The sequence below is a fragment of the Paraneptunicella aestuarii genome (assembly GCF_019900845.1).
In the GTDB taxonomy this organism is placed as follows: Bacteria; Pseudomonadota; Gammaproteobacteria; order Enterobacterales; family Alteromonadaceae; genus Paraneptunicella; species Paraneptunicella aestuarii.
The window spans coordinates 3464343-3483400 of the sequence record NZ_CP074570.1 but is presented as its reverse complement, the minus strand read 5'-3'; the positions used below and the strand labels follow the sequence as shown (position 1 = coordinate 3483400).

General features: G+C 42.9%; 16 protein-coding genes. 7 read left to right on the top strand and 9 right to left on the bottom strand.

Annotation, left to right across the window (positions count from 1 at the left end; translation table 11 throughout):
• Positions 1 to 2: 2 nt before the first annotated feature.
• Both KIH87_RS13220 and KIH87_RS13215 read right to left on the bottom strand, forming a co-directional pair.
• Complete coding sequence (locus KIH87_RS13220; RefSeq protein ID WP_408635813.1) at positions 3 to 1160, bottom strand: dipeptidase; 1158 nt, start codon at positions 1158 to 1160, stop codon at positions 3 to 5.
• Between the two features lie 297 nt (positions 1161 to 1457).
• The gene (locus KIH87_RS13215; protein WP_232358335.1) at positions 1458 to 2234 is read right to left on the bottom strand and encodes a type 2 periplasmic-binding domain-containing protein; all 777 of its coding nucleotides are present in this window, start codon (positions 2232 to 2234) and stop codon (positions 1458 to 1460) included.
• Positions 2235 to 2349: 115 nt separating this feature from the next.
• On the opposite strand from KIH87_RS13215, the gene KIH87_RS13210 reads away from it, so the two are divergent.
• Together KIH87_RS13210 and KIH87_RS13205 are read left to right on the top strand one after the other, a co-directional pair.
• Positions 2350 to 2988 (top strand): outer membrane beta-barrel protein, encoded by a 639-nt coding sequence (locus tag KIH87_RS13210; RefSeq protein ID WP_232358334.1) that lies wholly within the window; start codon positions 2350 to 2352, stop codon positions 2986 to 2988.
• A gap of 27 nt (positions 2989 to 3015) precedes the next feature.
• Positions 3016 to 3273: a DUF3081 family protein gene (locus KIH87_RS13205; RefSeq protein WP_232358333.1), complete on the top strand. Its 258-nt coding sequence runs from the start codon at positions 3016 to 3018 to the stop codon at positions 3271 to 3273.
• Positions 3274 to 3418: 145 nt separating this feature from the next.
• Here the strand turns inward: KIH87_RS13205 and KIH87_RS13200 are convergent, their stop codons facing one another.
• The 4 genes from KIH87_RS13200 to KIH87_RS13185 form a co-directional block, all read right to left on the bottom strand.
• Entirely contained in the window at positions 3419 to 3586 is a 168-nt protein-coding gene (locus KIH87_RS13200; RefSeq protein ID WP_232361528.1) for a hypothetical protein, read from the bottom strand.
• Between the two features lie 329 nt (positions 3587 to 3915).
• A complete protein-coding gene (locus KIH87_RS13195) occupies positions 3916 to 4362 on the bottom strand; it encodes a MarR family winged helix-turn-helix transcriptional regulator (protein ID WP_232358332.1) in 447 nt (148 codons plus the stop codon).
• Between the two features lie 35 nt (positions 4363 to 4397).
• Complete coding sequence (locus tag KIH87_RS13190; RefSeq protein ID WP_232358331.1) at positions 4398 to 4889, bottom strand: DUF4442 domain-containing protein; 492 nt, start codon at positions 4887 to 4889, stop codon at positions 4398 to 4400.
• 201 nt (positions 4890 to 5090) lie between these two features.
• A complete protein-coding gene (locus KIH87_RS13185) occupies positions 5091 to 8639 on the bottom strand; it encodes a PAS domain S-box protein (protein WP_232358330.1) in 3549 nt (1182 codons plus the stop codon).
• 366 nt (positions 8640 to 9005) lie between these two features.
• Between KIH87_RS13185 and lpxL the strand changes: the two genes are divergently transcribed.
• Together lpxL and KIH87_RS13175 are read left to right on the top strand one after the other, a co-directional pair.
• The gene (lpxL, locus tag KIH87_RS13180; RefSeq protein WP_232358329.1) at positions 9006 to 9941 is read left to right on the top strand and encodes an LpxL/LpxP family Kdo(2)-lipid IV(A) lauroyl/palmitoleoyl acyltransferase; all 936 of its coding nucleotides are present in this window, start codon (positions 9006 to 9008) and stop codon (positions 9939 to 9941) included.
• 174 nt (positions 9942 to 10115) lie between these two features.
• Positions 10116 to 10745 carry a TcpQ domain-containing protein gene (locus KIH87_RS13175; RefSeq protein WP_232358328.1) on the top strand — a complete coding sequence of 210 codons (630 nt, stop codon included), beginning with the start codon at positions 10116 to 10118 and terminating at the stop codon, positions 10743 to 10745.
• Positions 10746 to 10825: 80 nt separating this feature from the next.
• Here the strand turns inward: KIH87_RS13175 and glnE are convergent, their stop codons facing one another.
• Positions 10826 to 13660 carry a bifunctional [glutamate--ammonia ligase]-adenylyl-L-tyrosine phosphorylase/[glutamate--ammonia-ligase] adenylyltransferase gene (gene glnE / locus KIH87_RS13170; protein WP_232358327.1) on the bottom strand — a complete coding sequence of 945 codons (2835 nt, stop codon included), beginning with the start codon at positions 13658 to 13660 and terminating at the stop codon, positions 10826 to 10828.
• Between the two features lie 221 nt (positions 13661 to 13881).
• Between glnE and KIH87_RS13165 the strand changes: the two genes are divergently transcribed.
• From KIH87_RS13165 to hldE, 3 genes are all read left to right on the top strand, one after another.
• A complete protein-coding gene (locus KIH87_RS13165) occupies positions 13882 to 14784 on the top strand; it encodes a DUF350 domain-containing protein (protein WP_232358326.1) in 903 nt (300 codons plus the stop codon).
• Positions 14785 to 14974: 190 nt separating this feature from the next.
• Complete coding sequence (locus KIH87_RS13160; protein ID WP_232358325.1) at positions 14975 to 15322, top strand: metalloregulator ArsR/SmtB family transcription factor; 348 nt, start codon at positions 14975 to 14977, stop codon at positions 15320 to 15322.
• 339 nt (positions 15323 to 15661) lie between these two features.
• Positions 15662 to 17083, top strand: coding sequence for a bifunctional D-glycero-beta-D-manno-heptose-7-phosphate kinase/D-glycero-beta-D-manno-heptose 1-phosphate adenylyltransferase HldE (hldE, locus tag KIH87_RS13155; protein ID WP_232358324.1), 1422 nt, complete (start codon positions 15662 to 15664; stop codon positions 17081 to 17083).
• Positions 17084 to 17109: 26 nt separating this feature from the next.
• Here hldE and KIH87_RS13150 read toward each other — a convergent pair whose 3' ends face one another.
• Both KIH87_RS13150 and KIH87_RS13145 read right to left on the bottom strand, forming a co-directional pair.
• Positions 17110 to 17751: a TVP38/TMEM64 family protein gene (locus KIH87_RS13150; RefSeq protein WP_232358323.1), complete on the bottom strand. Its 642-nt coding sequence runs from the start codon at positions 17749 to 17751 to the stop codon at positions 17110 to 17112.
• Positions 17752 to 17802: 51 nt separating this feature from the next.
• On the bottom strand, positions 17803 to 18816 hold the full coding sequence (locus tag KIH87_RS13145) for an NAD-dependent epimerase/dehydratase family protein (protein ID WP_232358322.1): 1014 nt from the start codon (positions 18814 to 18816) through the stop codon (positions 17803 to 17805).
• Positions 18817 to 19058 lie beyond the last annotated feature (242 nt).

Genomic DNA, 19058 nt, shown 5'->3' with positions numbered 1-19058 from the left:
GATTAATGCTTCTGCGCAAAAGCTTCTACTTCGCCCCATACTCGCAGGAAATTGCCGCTCAGTATTTTGGCGATATCTTCTTCAGAATAGCCTCTATCAAGCAAGCCTTGAATCAGGTTGGGGTAGGTGGATACGTCTTTTAATCCTTCCGGCAGTGAATCACCTACGCCATCAAAATCGGAACCTATTCCGACGTAATCAATGCCCACCACTTTGACTACATGATCGATATGATCCAGCACAGTATCCATGGTTGCGTAAGGGAAGGGGGTTTCACGACGGTATTTTTCATCAAAGGCTTTTACCTGAGGGCTGTCGATACCATATTTGTTTTCTGTTTTTTTGCGTTTCACTTTCATTAAGTCATACCAGCTATTGGCGTATTGACTGACGAAACTGGAACCAAAATTGATTTGCACCACGCCTCCATTTTTAGCAAGCGCTTTTAGCATGGCGTCATTCATATTGCGCTCGAATCCGGGGGTAAACTGGCGTAACGATGAGTGAGAGGCGATAACCGGAGCTTCACTAATCTCTAACACCTGGTAAAAGGCTTCGTCTGAAACATGGGAAATATCGACCATCATTCCCAGCTTATTCATTTCCTTAATCAGTTCTTTGCCGAAAGGGCTTAATCCATGCCATTGACGGCGTACATCATAGGATGAATCTGCAATATCATTGCTTTGGGAGTGAGCCAGAGTGATGTAGCGGATGCCTCTGTCGTAAAAATGCTTCAGGTTTTCCATACTTCCTTGAAGTGGAGAGCCATTTTCCATTCCCATCGGCAGTGAGATTAACCCTTGTTGAAATTGCTTTTGTACGTCACTGACGGTCTTTGCGATGGCAAACTTGTCGGGGGCTGTAGCTACAATTTTTTCGACACTATCAATTAATTGGTTTGCGGTTTTTGTGGATTGATTTGATTTGCCTATGGACGCAGGCGTGTAAATCGACATAAAAGGGGCATTTAATCCACCCTTGACGGCTCTTGGATAATCAAAATCCCCCGACTTGGTTGCTACAGTTACATCTTCCCATTCTTTATGAAGCCGATAAGGTACGTCAATGTGGGAGTCGAGAATGATATATTTTTGGGAGATCTGAATAGCTTGTTCAGAAGGTTGAGCCTGCACTGTAAAACATGCAAAACATACCAGACTACTTAGCAGGGCGAGATAATTTTTCACTTAAATTTCCTTTGAAACTATTATGAACTATGCATTGAATTCATTGGAAAAGTGATGTCTTTCAACGCATTAGTTTAAATGTGGCAGATTTCCACGATTACCGACTGCAAATAAAAACGATGCCACAAGGCTTGAGTACAGCTAAGCCTGCTAATGATACAAAATTATTGTTTGCATTACAGCCTGCTTAATGAGGATTTGCGAAATTTACGTATGTTTTTAAGTATCAGGGACAAAGAATAAGTATTGGATTATGAGAGGATGGCGTTATTCGCCACTGTTGGCTGGATTGTTTTCATTTTTTTGAGAGGAGTTTGCCGTTTGCTTACTCGTATTTACCAAAGATGGCTCTTCTTCTGGGGGCATTTGTAGTTCTCTTAATATTCTAATGACGTCCTTTGCCAGATGGCTATGTTTCTTATTCAGAATGTGATACCCGTAGATAGTACCGAGATGGTAAGCGCCCGCTGATTGTGGCAGCTCTGAAGTAGAGTAATGATTGTTGATAACGTCAATATAGGCATCAATGCGTTTTTTGTTATAGGACTCTTTGAGTAGCGAGTAGTCCGTGTATTTTAAAAGATTGATTTCAGAGTGCCCCAAAAACTCTTCGAAGTAGGTGGTACCCGCCACAGAGCCTAATATCCATTTCTTCTGATTCAAAATGGACTTGTCACAGATCATTTGTGACTGGCATATCAGGTAGACTTTGGCGTCTCCAAGCATGTATACAGGGATAAATGATTGGAAATTTTTCAGAACCGACTCGGTACGAATGATATCGCCATCCAGTTGCCCGGTTTCTAATAGTCTCAGGGAGCGTTCTTCATTGATGTGTAAGAGCTCAATTTGAATCCCCAGCTTTGCATAGGCATTTACAATGAGTGGTTCATAATAGTTGATGACAGCAGGGTGGGAACTTGTACTAAAGGTGAGCTTGGTGATATCTGAATGCGTAGCAAAAGCCTCTTGCAAAGAAAATGGCAAGAGAAACAAGAAAAGTGCTGCTGATCGAATTATTTGACTAAAATTACTGTTTGTCATTTCCTGAAATCAACAATAGAAGTTAAAGACCATAGAAATTCATTGTTTGTTTAATTTCATTTACCCATTGGAATCGTTAGAATAATGCCAGAAATTTTCCGTTTGGTGTCAAAAAATGTATAAAAAATTACCTTTTGGCTCACTGTTACTTATCCTGCTTTCCCTGATGAGTGCGAGTTTTACTACATATGCTTTTGATTTTAAAGGTTTTTATGCTGTTGCTGGAGCTGGTTATATTGAATCTGAAGTGAATCAGGTTGATGATGATGAAACCGGTTTTCGCTTTGGTGTTGGCTATTCTTTGCATCGCCAGTGGTATGCCGAAGTTGGTTTTAACCAATTGGCGAGTGGCTACAATAACTATGCTGACCCTACTACAGTTCAAGGCGCGACAAATTTTAAGTCGGGAATTGATGCATCAAGCATCTATGCGTCTTTGCTGGGAAAAGCGCGAGGAGAGATGGGCGAATTATACTATCGCTTAAGTGTGATGAATTTATCTGTTAAATCTGATTCTATTGTCGCTGGTGAACAGGCTTGTAGTGCTGGAGTTGCAAGTAATTTTGCTGTTGCGACAGGCGAAAGTTATACACGCTGTAAGGTGGATGACAGCACTGTGGCAGCGGGTATCGGATTGGGTTTTGATTTTGTGTTAACAAAAAACAGCATGATCCGTGTGGAATATGAACACATACGAGGACAAGACGATATCAAGTTGAATACCGCTTCTATTGGATTCCGCTATAATTTCTAGCAAGAGGATAATAATTGTGGTGAAGTGATGAAAAATGAATTAGATCCCAAACTGGTACTACGTGTATTTGAGAAAATACGCCAACATGGCACGCTTGAAGATGATAAGTATTATCTTGACGGTGTATATGGAACAACGGATTTTGACGGCTACAATGTGTTCTTGTCGGATGCGGTAGTGGAATTAAGATTCGGCTTTCACAATCAATATCACTTTGAATATCAACATGATGAACAACGTCTGCAGTTTGAGAAAAAACTCGAACACATTGATAAGAGCTACTAAAGCGAGCTAATTTACGCTGGCCTTACAGCTTGAGCACCTTGAATGTTTCTGCTTAACGACTAGATAACCTGTACAAGGTGCTCTTTCGACGTTTTGTTCTTATAACCTAATGATTCTCGAAAAATATGGCTGATTAAACACTTAATCAGGATTGTTTTTGTACCTGACTTTCAATGTGTTCAATGGCTTTTTTCATACTGCCAAAGGCATTGATGAGGTTTTGACGTCCTCGCTCAACGAGTTCAGGATTGTTGGACTCTGCCATCATCCAAACCCAGGTACGTATTAATGATTCAGGCGGCGTTTTGTTCAAAATGCTATTCCAGGTTTTTGTAATACTTATTATTGGTTTTCTACTTACTTATCTGGAAATTGAAAAAGTCTCGACTCCAGATATCCTAATTTAAAATCGAATCGCATCTGCCTGTCTATCACATTTTGCCTTTATCAATCTATTGTCGCTCACTCTATTTACATACAGGCTCCTATATATAAATAGCTGAGAGGCTCATTGATACTTCAGATCAGGTAAAGTGCGGAGCGCATTATACGTTAATCTTATCTATTGGTCTTGGCAGAATTGAGTCATTTTCATGACAAAACGTAACCAGATGTTGACCATATACAGGTAATGGTTACGATTTATTGCATCTGTTCTCCTGTTTCATTCTTATTATCTTCGCTTGCCAGCGTTTTCAAAAAACGGACAATAGTATCCAGTTCGTTGTCAGTAAATTGTGCAGCGATTTGTTGATTGACCGCTTTAACCAATTGGATTCCTCTGGGCAGTATTTCTTTCGCCTTGTCTGTTAAGTGAATTTGCGCAGCCCGAGCATCTTTATCGCATATATTTTTAGTTACCAGTCCTAAATTAACCATCCGGTTAACCAATCCTGTTATGGCGGAATTGTTTAATGACAATCCCAGACTTAATGCTTTTGCCTGGCAGCCATCGTTTCTTTGCAAATAAAACAGCGCAGAAAGTTGAACACTGGTGATGCCCAATTGATCCAGACACAGCTTGTCGGCCTGTTTAAACAGACGATGATGAGCTGTATGTAGCAGATAAAATAATCGTTGGTCTGACATGATTGTTTTAACGCAATTGTTCTAGTTCAGTCCCTTTAGCGTTTTTTGGGGATCCAGGCCCAAAGCATTTCACAGGCGACAATTTCTTCACCGGTTTCGTCGGTCACAACAACAGGAACGAGCAATTCGCCTTTTTCTACAGTACGAACACTTTGAATTTGTTCATCACTAAGAGTGGCCACGGCTTTTACACCGCCAGTGCTGCGCTTTTGATAGGTAATCTTCATGGATTTTAGCAAATTCAGGCTGCTATCTGGCACATTCATACCTATTACCAGTCCGGTTGCTGTTTCTGCCAGCGTTGCAGTACAGCATGCGTGGACACCACCAATGTGGTTTTGAACTCTCTTTTTATTGGGTACTGAAACTACAACCTGATTGAAATCCATACTTTCAATTTTGATCTTCAGGTAACCAACCATTTTAACGATTGAGCCCACCGCTTTGGACAAAGCCCATGAGCGTATAAATTCAGGTAGCCCATTGATTTTGCTAACCATTTTTGAAACTCTATTAGAGAAAGCCATTGTTTTTCCTTATTTAGTTTGCATGTGAAGTATTTATTTCATGTGTGAACTAAATTGTCAACGCTGCGCGTAACACAAAACTGGGTTAGACAATGATAAATATTGGTAGGCGAAATTAACGTAGTACAAAGAGGTACTGATGCCGCAGTAGGTGACTTACAATGAAATTTCCGAGAGTCGCTGATAGTTTAAAATGGCTGCTTATATTTCATAGTTTGTTGTATTGGGGCTAAGCCACTTTTCCAGGCTATTACGTAAGACTGTATTTACAATGGGTTTAGACATGTAGTCGTTCATGCCGGCAGCAATACACTTCTCTTCATCGCCTTTCATGGCGTTTGCGGTAAGCGCAATGATTGGGATGTCAGGGTTTATACGAGGGTTCTTGGAGGTACGTATAATTCGGCTGGTTTCATAGCCATCCATAACTGGCATTTGGCAATCCATCAAAATCAATTGGAATGGTTCTTCTGCTTGAGCGAGTGCTTCCAGAGCCTGCTCTCCATTTTCAGCTACTTGCACAATGTAACCCAGATCTTTCAGCATTTCAGAGGCCACTTGCTGATTGATGTAGTTATCTTCAACCAGCAGTATCCGGTGCTCTGGTGCTGATGTTGGTTGAGTTTCTGTTCCTTTATCTTGCTCATGCGGTTCTATGTGCTGATTATAAGCCGCTGCGATACATCGATAGAAGGTATTGGGTTTAATCGGTTTATGGAAATGGCTGTTGATGCCGATTTCTTGAAGTTCCTTTTCCTTATGAGTGCTGCCGGCAGGAGTCATTAACAGGATTTTTGGTTGCTCAATGGATGTATCATGTCGAATGGCTTTTGCGAGTTGCAAGCCATTAATGCCGGGGATATTTTCATCCAGTATTAACAAGTCGACCGGATTGCCTTTAGAAGAAGCATCACGCACCCGTTTTAGTGCTTCCGGCGACGACCTGACCCCTATAAATTCGACACCTGTTGGCAACAGCAGATGTTCGGCTAATTCATGATTAACGGCTCTGTCATCGAGGAATATTACACTTTGATTGTGCAGATTAGGTTGGAATGATTCTTCTGGAGTATCCAGAATTTCACCATAACGAATGTTAAACCAAAAGGTTGAGCCTTCGTCTAATTGACTGTGAACACCAATTTGCCCTCCCATCATTTCTGACAGTTGCTTGGATATTGCTAATCCCAAACCTGTACCACCAAATTTGCGGGTAGTGGAGGCATCGACCTGAACAAACTTGTTGAATAAATGTTCAATTTTATCTTCTGGTATCCCTATGCCCGTATCGGTGATGTCAAATTGCAATTGGTTCATGCCGATTTCGGATACACGTAAAATCACTTCGCCTTTCTCGGTGAATTTCAATGCATTAGAAACCAGATTCGTGATGATTTGACGAATTCTACTTGGATCCGAACGAATGTAGCGAGGGACGTTGTCGTTGATTAAGTAAATGAATTCCAGATTCTTCTCTTCGGCTTTCAAGGCGAAGGTGTCTGCGATTTCGGCTAGAAGTTTAAACAGATCGAATTTGATTTCTTCTAACTGAAGCTTGCCAGCTTCGATTTTGGAGAAATCCAGAATGTCATTAATCAGGTGAAGCAAGGACTCTCCACTGGCTTGTGCCAGCTTTACATAATGACGCTGCTTGTCGTTCAACTCTGTTTTCAACAGCAGATCATTCATGCCAATGATACCGTTTATAGGAGTGCGTATCTCGTGGCTCATATTGGCCAGGAATTCACTCTTGATGCGGCTGGCATCTTTGGCTTTTTCTTCCGCTCGTTTCAATTGGGTGATGTCCTGAAATGCGCCTCGCAGCATCACAGGTTCACCATTAGAATACTCAACGAAACCTACAGAACGTACCCAAATGCGGCGATTTCTAGCTGTTATAAAGGGAAGTTGTAAGTCCCAGGCTCGGCCTTCCACAATGCCGTCTTCAATGGCGCGTTGAATGATTGAACGCGATTCTGGTGCGAAAAAGTTAATCGAATCACTTAAATCAACGGGTTCACCAACAGGCAGTTCATGGATGCGATAAACTTCTTTTGACCAGTGTAGCTTGTTAGTACGCAGGTCGAATTCCCAACCCCCTAATTTTGCCATTGTGCCGGTTGTTTCGAGTAGATCCTGATTTCGCTGCTTCTCTGCTTCCACGGCTTTTAACTGGCTGATATCTCGGGCTATGGCGAGGAAGCCTGCAGAATCGTCTTCGTCTTGTAATGTGACGATCGACATCATGGCTGGGAAGGAGTGGCCATTTTTCGCGGTTAACTGCCATTCCTGCTCTATAGCGATACCTCTTTTGGCTTTTTCCAGAAAGGTTTCAACACCGGGCTCTAATTGCATATTAAGAGCCCGACTTAACTGTTGCGCTCCCTGAATCAACTCTTGAGGCGCAAAGAAATCCATTAAATTACTATGATCAATGACTTCATCTGCCTTGTAGCCAAGCAGTTGCTCGGCACAGCGGTTGAATGTTTTCACTTCAAAGTTTGCATCGGTGGAAACCAGCATCAGGTTTGCACTATCCAGAATCGCTTGTTGTAAGCGGTTCATGGCGGTGACTTTAAGCTCAGCCTCTTTTTGATTGGTAATATCACTTTCCAGAGACAAGTAGCCCGATAGCTCACCATGGGTATACAGTGGCTGACAATTTATTCTTATCCAATATGGCGTACCGTTTCTGTGATAGTTCAGTAATTCTTCGTTATAGCCAGTACCTGTTTCAATGCCATGGTTAATTCTTTGACGAGTGGCTGGATTAGTCAGTGGGCCATGTAATAGCTCATCTGGACGTTTACCCTTTATTTCGTCAAGAGAATAGCCTGAAATCTGTTCAAAACTGGGGTTTACCCAAGTGATACAATGATTAGTATCTGTGACGACTACGCCGTCGTTCATTTCACGGGTGAGTGTCGCAAGTAGTGCATTTTCATGCATGCTCGCTTTAAGTTTTTGTTCGGCTTGATAACGTTCGGTGAGGTCGTAATTCACGCCTACTATATTACTTGCCCGGCCATCTTCATCGAAGGCTATGTTAGCGTAGGCTTTGAGATATCTTTCTTCACCCTTTGGTGTATAAATTCTGAAACTGGTATCGAGTTGCTCCCCATTTTGGACGCATTCTTTCAGTTTTTGGTTTACTCTTGTTAAATCTTCTGGGTGAACCAGAGATTCCCAATCGTATTTACTGCCGCTAAAGTCGTTGGGATTGATGCCATAAAGTTGCATCATTTGGTCATCCCACTCCAGAAGCCCGGTTTGAGTATCAAATTCCCAAATGCCAATTCCTGCGGCTTTTTTGGCAATGCTAAATTTGTTATTTAGTTGCACCAGTCTTTCTTCTGCAACATGAAGCTGTGAAGATTCCTGAAGTGTGATGACAATATAAGAGCCATCATTCATTTCGGTAACTGACACACCAAGAGAAACGAAAATAACATCCCCGTCTTTTTTCAAGGCACTTAATGAGGCGCTGTGACCTATTTTTTCGACCGGAAACTGATTGAGAAAATCTTGATAATTGGGGCTTTCAGGAGAGATGAATTGCCCCGGGATGAGAATATCCAGAGTTTCTCCAACTAATTCTTGCAGGGAATAGCCAAATAAACGGATGGTGGCCTGGTTGGTGAATAATATGTCTCCTTTTTGATCCAGCACTACGATTGCTGCCGCTGTATGCTCTATGATGGCGGCGAGCTGCTCGTTATTGAGTAGGCCAGACTTGCTCTTATTTACCATTTCCTGCAACCATGTTTACCCCAAGGAGGATATTAAATACTACTTTGGGCTCCATCATATACCATGAGTCCCGTTACGAGACGGGGAACCTGTTTTTTTATTTTGTTTATTATCTTCAGTATCGGCATTGAAGCTTGTTTCCAATTTGCAAGGCTATCAAAACCGATTATTTAAAGAAATAGAAACTGACATTCTCATCGGTCTCTTTTATTACTAAATTTAACTCGAGTAAATTCTAAGTATAGGAACCATAAATAAAATTTGGTAATAAACCTGAATAGATATATTCATCAGAGTTGTTGCTGCGCGTCTCTATCACGTATGATGGGCGCTTTTTCCGATAACCTGCTAGTGATGAGGTGTTAATTGCGTCTGGAAGCTCCGCCATTTGAGTTGAAATTATTACATCCAAAATATTGGTTGCTATGGTTTTTTATTGCTATTGCTTATTTGATTTCCTGGTTGCCATATCCCGTTTTAAAGTTAATTGGTAAAGGATTGGGGAAATTGCTAGGTAAATTGGGAAAAAAGCGAGTGGCCATTGCTAGACGCAATATTGAACTTAGTTTCCCTGACATGCCGGAAAAAGAACGTGAAGCCATGTTAGCTGCCAATTTGGAAAATGCTGGTATGGCGATGGTTGAAACCATGATGGGGTGGTGGTGGCCCGATTGGCGCATAAAAGGCATTAGCCGCATAGAAGGCTATGAACATGTGGAAGCCGTTCTCGCCAAAGGTAAAGGCGTTTTGGGGCTTGCTGTACATAATATGACGCTTGAAGTGGGATGTCGTGTTGCGGGCTTGCAGAAACCTTCGGTTGGTTTTTATCGGCCTCATGATAATCCGGTGATGGAGTTTTTGCAGTATCGTGGTCGGGCTCGTTCTAACAATTATCTCATTAGTAAACGAGATCTTAAGTCTCTATTTAAAGCGCTAGATGATGGGGAAGTGACATTTTACCTGCCGGATCAGGATTATGGCCCACATAACAGTGCTTTTGCTCCGTTATTTGCGGTGCAAGATGTTGCGACTACTTTAGGCCCGGTGATTATTGTACAGCGTTCAAATTGTGAAACCGTGTTTATAAATTCATTCCGGGACGATAAAGGATATGTTATTAAATACTCCCCGGGATTAAAGGATTTTCCTGATCAAGACGATAAGATAAATGCTCGTAAAATTAACGAGCGTGTAGAAGAACTGATTATGGAGGCACCAGAACAGTATCTTTGGATGCATAAGCGCTATAAAACCCGGCAAGATGCTGATGCGCCATCACGGTATGACAACCTGAAAAAATGATTTTTCAGGCATCTGATTTGGTATGTTTTCAAATACATTCGAGCATTAATTGAACTAGTCAGTTTTTTTAGGATCAGATATAAAGAAGTTTTATATTTTTTAATGGCAATGCATTTACGTGAAGTACGTAAGGTATGAAGACGTTAGGTGAAGAGTTAGATAAAGAGTTAGGTAATGGCAGGTAAACCGGTTTCAAATGCAATGTTCTGGGCTCGTCATGTTGGGCTCGCCTTGGTATTAATCGTGGTTGCTGTAACCGTGATTATGCTACAGAGTTCAAGAGAAAAGACTCCTCAGGCTGTAGGTGCAGAAAAAGCCAAAAGTATTTCCAGCAACATGAGCAATTTTTATAGTGACTATCGAAAATCACAAACCAAACCAGTTGAAGAAGAGGTGAGTGATTTTGTGATGCAATTAAATGACTCGGAAGAACGCCCTCTCACTGAACGTTTGAAAGACATGGAGAGCACTCAGCAGCCTGTTACAGGAAGATGGGTTGGGGAACATAAGTATCGTACGTTTGAAGCCGGAACCACATTGCGTGAAGCCATTACTTTATTTGCTCAAAAAGAAGGGATGCAAGTCATTTGGGAACTGGATCAGGATTTTATCGTTAAGGATCATTTCCAGATGGATGATACCATTGTGGGTTCTCTGCACAAAATAGCTCGCACCGTTGATAGTAACTTTAATGGCACTGTGCGAGCTTATGTTTGCCCGAAGAATCGTTCTTTGGTTATCACTGAAAAAGAATCCGAATATCTCAATAAATTCTGTGTTGCTGCCGGGCCGGATAATGGTTAATCGACAGCTTTTCTTGTTTCAGCGCAATCATCCCATTTCAAACATGGAGGGCGCTCAATAAGTCCGGGAAAAGCCGGATCTTATTGAAATGTACTCTTCCAAATCGTTTCCACTTCACTTCTCTGTTGCTGGAATTGCTGCGAATTGTCCAGTGCCGACAAGGATTCTAATGCCAAACGATGACCAAAATTTCGGTAAGCCAGGTAGCTGTCATTCAATATGGCCTGTTGTGCCTGAGAGATGATGTTCAGCTCTGCAAGCTGAGCGAGTATACGAACATTATCCGACCATTGAACCAGCTCAGCATGTTGATGACTATGAGCTAACACCCAATACTGCACTAAAAATTCAATGTCGGCGATGCCGCCGATGTCCTGCTTCAAATCGAATTGCCCGACATTGCCTTTATTCAAGTGCTGGCGCATCTTTTCTCGCATTTCAGTGATGTCTTTTTGTAGTTCGGGCAGGGTTCTGGGTTTGCGCAAAATCTTTGAACGTATTGATAAAAAGCGTTTCTGTAATTCAGTGTCACCATAAATGAATCGGCTTCTTACCAAAGCTTGATGTTCCCATGTCCAGGCTTCTTCATGCTGGTATTGTTCAAAGGCATTGATGTGCGAGACCAATAGCCCTGAGTTACCGGATGGGCGTAATCGCATATCGACTTCGTACAAGTCGCCAGACATGGTTTTGGTGGTGAATATATGCACAATACGCTGAGTCAGTTTGATATAGAACTGTCGCGACTCTATGCTCTTTTTACCGTTGGTATCGGCATTGCTATCGCATTGATGCAGGAACACCAGATCCAGGTCTGAACCATAACCTAACTCGATACCGCCCAGTTTGCCGTAGGCTACGATAGCGAATAACTTGTTTTCATCACTGGCTCCGTCTGGGTAGCCATAGCGCTCAGTCATTTGTTGCCATGCCATTTGTACGGTTTCCGCAATGATGGTCTCAGCTAATGCGGTGAGATGATCACTGACTTTCATCACTGGCAACACACCCGTAACGTCCGCGGCTGCAATACGTAGTTGCTGGCTGAGTTTGAATTGGCGCAGGGTTTCCATTTGTAGTTCTAAATCGTCTTGAGGCACGCGCAACAAGGTCTGCCTTAGCATGGCGGCAAATTGTGACGTGGGAGTGGGGTTGTACAGAGAAGAAGGATCAAGCAATTCATCCAGCAAGATGGGAAATTGCTGAATTTGTTGAGCTATCCACAAACTGGCATCACAGAGTTTTACCAGTTGATTCAGAGCCCCTTTGTTTTCAACCAGTAATTCCAGATAGGCCGTTCGTTGCAGAATGGCATTAACTACATTAAACACTCTGGGTAATAAATCTGATATTTTTTCCGGAGCGTGTTCGATAACCTGTAACAACAAAGCTGGAATTAGTTTGTCTAGAGTGTCGGCTCCGCGAGTGCCTATAGGTTTTTTGGCAACATCTTGCTGGAAGCTCTGAACCAGTTCTATGCACGTTTCTTGCTGAGATTCTGGTAGTAATCCTTGCAATAACTCTGTGGCTTCTTCTTTGGCTAATTCCAGTGTCCACAGGTCTTTTAATTGATTGAGGCTACTATCATCCTCATCTTCTTCACTATCGCCGATGATTTGTTCAAACTGTTCACCGATGAATGCCATGCATTGATCGATTTGTTGCAGTAATTCAAAAAAATCTGTTTTTCCCATGACTTCCGCAAGGCGCTGTTGGTTCAGTGCTTCAAGAGGTAAATCCTGGGTTTGCTTATCGGCAAATTGTTGTAGGCAGTGTTCTATTTTTCTTAAGTACAGGTATTCGGTTTCAAGTTGCTCTGCAATGTCGGCTGGAAGTATGTTGTTTGTACCTATCTGCTTTAGCGTCTGCAATAGGCTTTTACCTTGTAATTCGGTTTCCCTGCCACCTCGAATAAGCTGGAAACATTGCACAATGAATTCCACTTCACGAATGCCGCCTTTACCCAGCTTGATATTGTTGTTGAGTTTTCTTCGGCGTACTTCCTGTTGAATGAGTTGTTTCATTTGGCGCAGAGAATCAATCACGCCAAAGTCGATGTATCGCCTAAATACAAATGGCTTGAGGATGGTATTGAGATTGTCTGCGTAAGGTGTCTCGTCATTTAACACGCGAGCTTTCACCATGGCGTAACGTTCCCATTCCCGGCCTTGTTCCTGATAATAATCTTCCAATGCGGCGAAATGCGTTACTAAGGGGCCGCTGTCCCCGAAGGGGCGCAGGCGCATATCGACACGGAATGCTTGTCCGTCCACCGTGGTTTGATTCAATGCGGTGATGAGTTTTTGCCCAAGACGAGTAAAAAAGGTCTGGTTTTCCAGCGGCTTTCTGCCACCCGAGGTTTCGCCTACTTCCGGGTAGGTAAATATCAGGTCGATATCTGAAGAAAAGTTTAACTCTCTGCCACCCAGTTTTCCCATGGCAATGATCAGCAAGGGCTGGTCGCCATGTTCGCCCTGTGGCGTGCCATACTTTTCGCTCATCAAGGTGTAGAGCCAATGATAGGTGGCGACAATAATTGCATCGGCTAAGTCTGACACTTGTTGCAGCGAGGTTTTGATATCCTGCTTATTGTTCAGATCCAGCCAGGCAATATGTACCATGTGCCTGTGTCGGAAGCGACGAATAATGGATTGCGCTTCGGTTTCCGACGATGTTCTGTTTAATTGCTCAATGAGTGATGCTTGATAAGCCGCTTTACTGGTTAACTCAGGGCTTGGCAATAACGCTAATTCGAGCCATTCAGGGTGTCTGATAACCTGTTCGGCGATAAAATCACTGAGCCCCAGAGTGCGTTTTATTTCATATTGGGACTGAATATCAAACTGAGATAACTCAGCAACTTCTGTTAATTTGTGCCAATACTGCTCTGATGTTTTATTGATGATTTCCTGCATGGAGTGAACATCCGTCGCTAAGTTAACCTGGATTTGTGAGCTTGCTTATATTACCCGGATTTTATTTTTACGGTCTATCTCACAAGGCAATTGCTCTAAATCAATGAAATTACTCTAATTATTTCATTTAATTCGAGAATCTATTTGACACTCGAAGCGTGAGCTACTTAAATCAAAAGAACCTATTCTTTATGTAAAAAGAACAATAAAGTTAAGTAGTTATGGGTGCTCTCGTCAACCTTATTCCATTACCTTCCGATTTAGGCTGGTATTTCGCTATTGATATGGTGATCGCCATAGTATTGCTAATTGCAATGCGCTGGATGTCTTCGCTTTTAACCTCCTCCTCCAACGATAAAGAACTCATAAAGCGCGATAATTTTGCCTATGGCATTAGTGTCGCCGGGCGTTTGTTGGGGCTATCTATCGTGCTTGTCGGTGGCGTTATTAACTCGGTCACCAACAGTTTTACTGATTCGGCTCTTACCATGATTGTTTATGGTGTGGTTGGTATTGTCTTGATAAAAATTGGTCGCTATGCGCACGATAAGTTGATTTTGAATCGGCTGGATAAAGAGTTTCATATTCAGGATCGTAACGTTGCCGTGGCAATGGTCGATGCATCAAGTTCCATCGCTATTGCTTTGGTTGTTCAGAGCGTCATGCTATGGGTGAAAGGTATTGACGTTAATGCCTTTGTTGCGGTGTTTTCGGGCTTCCTGGTGGCTCAAGCCATTCTATTAACCATGACACGTATCTATGAGCGTCGTTTTACTGAGAATAATCGAGTCGGGTCGTTACAAAGCTCGTTGGAAAAAGGCCAGATGGCAACAGCCATTCAACATTCTGGACATATGTTGGGAACGGCCGTGGTGGTGACAGCCACGGGTAATTTGCTTGTTTATAATCCCGTTGGTTATGTGAGTAATCTGACTAGCTGGTTGGTTGTTGGTTTAGCATTAACCGGTATTTTGACCATTCTGGTTTCGATTTCTAAACGCTTGATTTTGATGAAAGTGGATTTGGTTCAGGAAATTGATCAGCAACATAATATTGGTGTTGCCAGTATTGAAATGGCGATTAGCATCGGTATTGCCCTTATTCTCAAAGGCTTTTTAACCTAATGTGACAGGCTCTCTCACATATTTTCATATAAGTTTCATAAAACTCGGGTAGCGTTTCGGTAATTTTAGATACCAAATTTACCCGAGGGCCTTCTAAAGTTGACTCTTTCTGGCGCTATCGCACCGGAATTATCGCAAGTGACAATCGCTGGCTCTCACATTTGGAATGATGATTAACGGTTATTGAAAAATGAAGATGCAAACCGAGCATTTTTTTCGTTGTCTGGCAGATCCTGTTCGCCTTAATCTTGTTTTGTTGCTTATGCACAACAGTAATAAGGGGGAACTGTGTTCATGCGAGCTAGCCGAAGTATTAAATGAAAAGTTATCGACAGTCTCTCGACACCTGGTGCTGTTACGCAATAAAGGAATTGTGAAGGAGAATCGTCACGAGCTTTGGTTGTATTACCAAATGAGTGATGAATTACCGTCGTGGGCACAGGATATTCTGAATAGCTGTTATCAGGGAAATCAGCATCGTTTACTGGCGTTGCCTGCTTTATTTCAGGGTAAAGGCGAACAGCGTTTGTGTTCCTGAGCTGGATCGGTATTTTTCCAACGGGCGTTGAGTCCTTCTGTTCCCGTGGTAAACTTCCCGCATTGAAGTAACCTGAACTGCGCATAAGAAAACGTTTTGAGATGGCTATTTTCAGCGACTTCTTCGTTAAATTTACTTGCAATAGGCTGGCTATTGGCGTGTAAATTTGCCTCGAATTCACAGAAAAGTAGCTCAGCACAAAATGCTTTGCAGCCATATAATAGAAACTTAATTTGTAATTTATTGAAATATAAATATTTATCTTTCTATTTTGAGCGTTTTCTTATGTGCAGCTCAGGTTAAGTATTTCCGATTTTCCAGATAAAGCGTGGTTCCACAATGCAAATACCTGTGTTTTCAAAAGCGAATGTAGTTGTTGTCGGCGACATTATGTTAGACAGGTATTGGTTGGGGCCCACCAGCAGAATTTCACCAGAAGCGCCGGTACCCGTTGTTAAGATTGAAGGTTCAGAAGAACGTCCGGGCGGCGCTGCTAACGTGGCACTGAATATTGCTGCTTTGGGCGCAAAGGTTGCTGTGGGGGGCTTATGTGGTAAGGATGAAGCTGCACAAACGCTGCAACAGGTTTTAGGCTCTGTCGGTATTGAGTGTTTCTTTGATCAGGTTGAAGGTCAGGAGACCATCACCAAACTGCGGATTTTAAGCCGCAATCAGCAACTGATCCGCCTCGATTTCGAACAGAATTTCCAGCACATCAGTAAACAGCCTCTTTTGGCTTTAGCACAACAACAGCTCGCTTCTGCAGGTGCATTGGTTTTATCGGATTACGCCAAGGGCTGCTTAAGTGAGCCACAAACCTTTATTCAATTAGCGAAAGAAAAGAATATTCCGGTTGTTGTTGATCCTAAAGGTACTGACTTTGCTCGTTATCGTGGAGCGACACTGCTAACGCCGAATATGAGCGAGTTTCAGGGCGTAGTGGGCGTGTGCCTGGATGAAGACAGTATTGTTGCCAAGGCACAAAAGCTGATCCAGGATTTGGATTTACAAGCCTTGCTGGTGACACGTTCTGAACATGGTATGACCTTGATTCAGCGCGACCAGCCCGAGCTGCATTTACCAGCGAAAGCCAAAGAAGTTTATGACGTAACCGGAGCTGGGGACACTGTGGTTGCTGCGCTTGCCGCTTCCCTGGCATCGGGCGCTTCGTTACCCGACGCATGTGTATTGGCTAATGCTGCCGCAGGCGTTGTGGTTGGCAAGTTAGGTACTTCAACCGTCAATGTAAATGAGTTAGCACATGCCGTGAGCATGGACACAGATATCGGCCTGGGTGTAATGACTGAAGAGCAGCTTAAAATTGCTGTCAGAACAGCTAAACTTCGGGGTGAGAGGATTGTCATGACCAATGGTTGTTTCGATATTCTACACTCAGGGCATGTGTCTTATCTGGAAAACGCGGCAAAGTTGGGTAATCGCCTGATTGTTGCTGTGAACAGTGATGAGTCGGTGAAGAAATTGAAAGGTGCTGGTCGTCCAATCAATAACCTTGAGCGCCGTATGTCGGTATTGTCTGCTTTGGCGTCTGTCGATTGGGTTGTGCCTTTTGGTGAGGAAACCCCTGAGCGCTTAATTAGCGAGATCCTGCCTGACCTTCTGGTGAAAGGCGGTGATTACAAGCCTGAAGACATTGCGGGTGGCAAGCAGGTTGTCGCCAATGGCGGTGAGGTCAAAGTGCTTAATTTTGAAGACGGTATTTCGACCACCAATATCATTAAAGAGATAGTGAAACAGAATTAGAAGCAGTGTTTACTAGAGAGACCTGTTTACTGTCGCTTCTTGAAATATAACCAGCCAAGCCAAAGGCTGGTCATCAAGGCAACGGCGCCGATGATCGCGGGAGTTGGGTTTTCAATTGTACTGATAGAGCCTGCGTAACTGGCGATGATGCAATAAGGTACACATCCCACTAGCCAGGCCGCAATGAACTTTCGATAGGGCATTCTGGTTACGCCAGCCATACAGGCTGATATTTCCGGTAGCATAGGCACTGCACGAGACAGAAAAATCATCGTCGTGCCATGCTTCTCAAAACTTTGTGTTGCTTCCTGTCGGGCTTCTGGATGTTTCAGCACCCAACCCAGGTAGCGCTCACCGTAGTGGTAGCTCAGCCAATATCCCAGTGAACCCGACAATAACAACCCCGCAATGGCGGCACTTGCTCCCATCGCCGCGCCAAGGAAGAAACCGCTGAGTATGGTCAGTGCCAGTGTTGGCACTGAAATGATTAAATCCACAATCAGCAACCCAACCACAAGAGCGACCACATAAACCGGTGAGATATTCTGAGCAACAGATAGCCAGACCTTGATCTTGTCCAGCGTGACTATGCCCGTTGTGTTCAGCAGTAGAAAGATACTGATGAATATCAGGGCAAGTGTCAGGATCAGTTTGATTAACGAAGTCATGCTTTGGGTAATGTTCTTAGGTTAAAGAGATTCAGGTTAAAGATAAGCAAGTTAAAGAGAAGATAGGGCTTGTTTCATATTTGCCAAGCCTTCTCTCAGAGTGGTTCTGGGTTGATATCCAGTTTCTTGCAATAGCTCGGTATTATCTGCCAGTTGTTTGAATGGTATCTCAGTTTTTACCGTTTGAACTTCACTGGATGCTTTTATACTGGCTTTCTTTTCCAGAACGACTTCCAACAGCTCGACTAACCCTAATACATCTGTTCCCACACCCGTGCCGCTGTTGTATATCCTCCAGGGCGCATCACTGCTGTTGAGGTGTTCATCGTCAGGAAGCCATTCCGGGTCGGGTTTTGCCGGGTGTTCCATTAGCCTTAGCAGCGTATTGCAAACATCGTCGACATAAGTGAAGTCGAACTCAACGCCTAGATAAGTCGAGATATTAACGTCTTCACCTCGTTGAATGAGATCCCAAAACCTTTGCACCAGATTCGAACTGTCAGCCTCTTCCCCGTAGACTTCAAATAATCGAACAATCGTGCAAGGAAGTTGGTGTGTATGGCTTATGCTGTGAGCAAACAGTTCATTTGAACGTGCAGTCGCACCAACAATAGAATGTGGATGTTCAGCCAGTTCATGAACCGACATACTGTTATGCAAGTGAGGCAAATACACGTCGCTACTGGAATTAAGAATGCAATGTTGGATCTGGTTTTGATGGCAAGCATGCAACACGTTCATGGTTTTGCAAAGTACCTGCTGGGCATTATGGATACTGTTGCTAAATTCGCTTAAATGGATAACGGTGGCTGGCTGATGTTGCGCTAATACTGCTTCAATGGGTGACGTTTGCAATAAATCCAGTTCATGTAGTTGCAAGTGATGGGCATTGGCACTGTTACGTAACGCATTGATTCTATAAGAGCTTTTGTTTGAGCGATTGCTCTCAGAGCCTGATGCGTTTTCACCTGAGTACACCCCAATAACATTCTCACCTTTGGCAAGCAGTCGCTTACAAAGATGAAATCCGACTAAGCTTGATATGTCTGTGATGACTGTGCTCATGACTTTACTGTGTTTGCGACCTAAATTTGGCCTGTTTGAGAGCTAGTGTAATGGGCTGGTGGCTTGACCGCAATCACATGTAGTTGTTTTGATTCATACATTGAATTGCTTTCCATTACGTTCAATTTCTCATTCTTTTTGCCTTTCTAGCTTATTAATCTAATAAATAGATTTTGATGATGTGTTTTAATCATTTTTTATAAATTTCTTATTCTCCTAAACTTGTCTCCAGCAGTTAAGTA

What these genes read in the sequence shown, in the direction of transcription:
- KIH87_RS13215 (WP_232358335.1), bottom strand. Translation starts at nt 2,234, where the DNA reads ATGACAAACAGTAATTTTAGTCAAATAATTCGATCAGCAGCACTTTTC.
- KIH87_RS13210 (WP_232358334.1), top strand. Translation starts at nt 2,350, where the DNA reads ATGTATAAAAAATTACCTTTTGGCTCACTGTTACTTATCCTGCTTTCC.
- KIH87_RS13205 (WP_232358333.1), top strand. Translation starts at nt 3,016, where the DNA reads ATGAAAAATGAATTAGATCCCAAACTGGTACTACGTGTATTTGAGAAA.
- KIH87_RS13195 (WP_232358332.1), bottom strand. Translation starts at nt 4,362, where the DNA reads ATGTCAGACCAACGATTATTTTATCTGCTACATACAGCTCATCATCGT.
- KIH87_RS13190 (WP_232358331.1), bottom strand. Translation starts at nt 4,889, where the DNA reads ATGGCTTTCTCTAATAGAGTTTCAAAAATGGTTAGCAAAATCAATGGG.
- KIH87_RS13185 (WP_232358330.1), bottom strand. Translation starts at nt 8,639, where the DNA reads ATGGTAAATAAGAGCAAGTCTGGCCTACTCAATAACGAGCAGCTCGCC.
- KIH87_RS13175 (WP_232358328.1), top strand. Translation starts at nt 10,116, where the DNA reads ATGGCAGGTAAACCGGTTTCAAATGCAATGTTCTGGGCTCGTCATGTT.
- glnE (WP_232358327.1), bottom strand. Translation starts at nt 13,660, where the DNA reads ATGCAGGAAATCATCAATAAAACATCAGAGCAGTATTGGCACAAATTA.
- KIH87_RS13165 (WP_232358326.1), top strand. Translation starts at nt 13,882, where the DNA reads ATGGGTGCTCTCGTCAACCTTATTCCATTACCTTCCGATTTAGGCTGG.
- KIH87_RS13160 (WP_232358325.1), top strand. Translation starts at nt 14,975, where the DNA reads ATGAAGATGCAAACCGAGCATTTTTTTCGTTGTCTGGCAGATCCTGTT.
- hldE (WP_232358324.1), top strand. Translation starts at nt 15,662, where the DNA reads ATGCAAATACCTGTGTTTTCAAAAGCGAATGTAGTTGTTGTCGGCGAC.
- KIH87_RS13150 (WP_232358323.1), bottom strand. Translation starts at nt 17,751, where the DNA reads ATGACTTCGTTAATCAAACTGATCCTGACACTTGCCCTGATATTCATC.
- KIH87_RS13145 (WP_232358322.1), bottom strand. Translation starts at nt 18,816, where the DNA reads ATGAGCACAGTCATCACAGACATATCAAGCTTAGTCGGATTTCATCTT.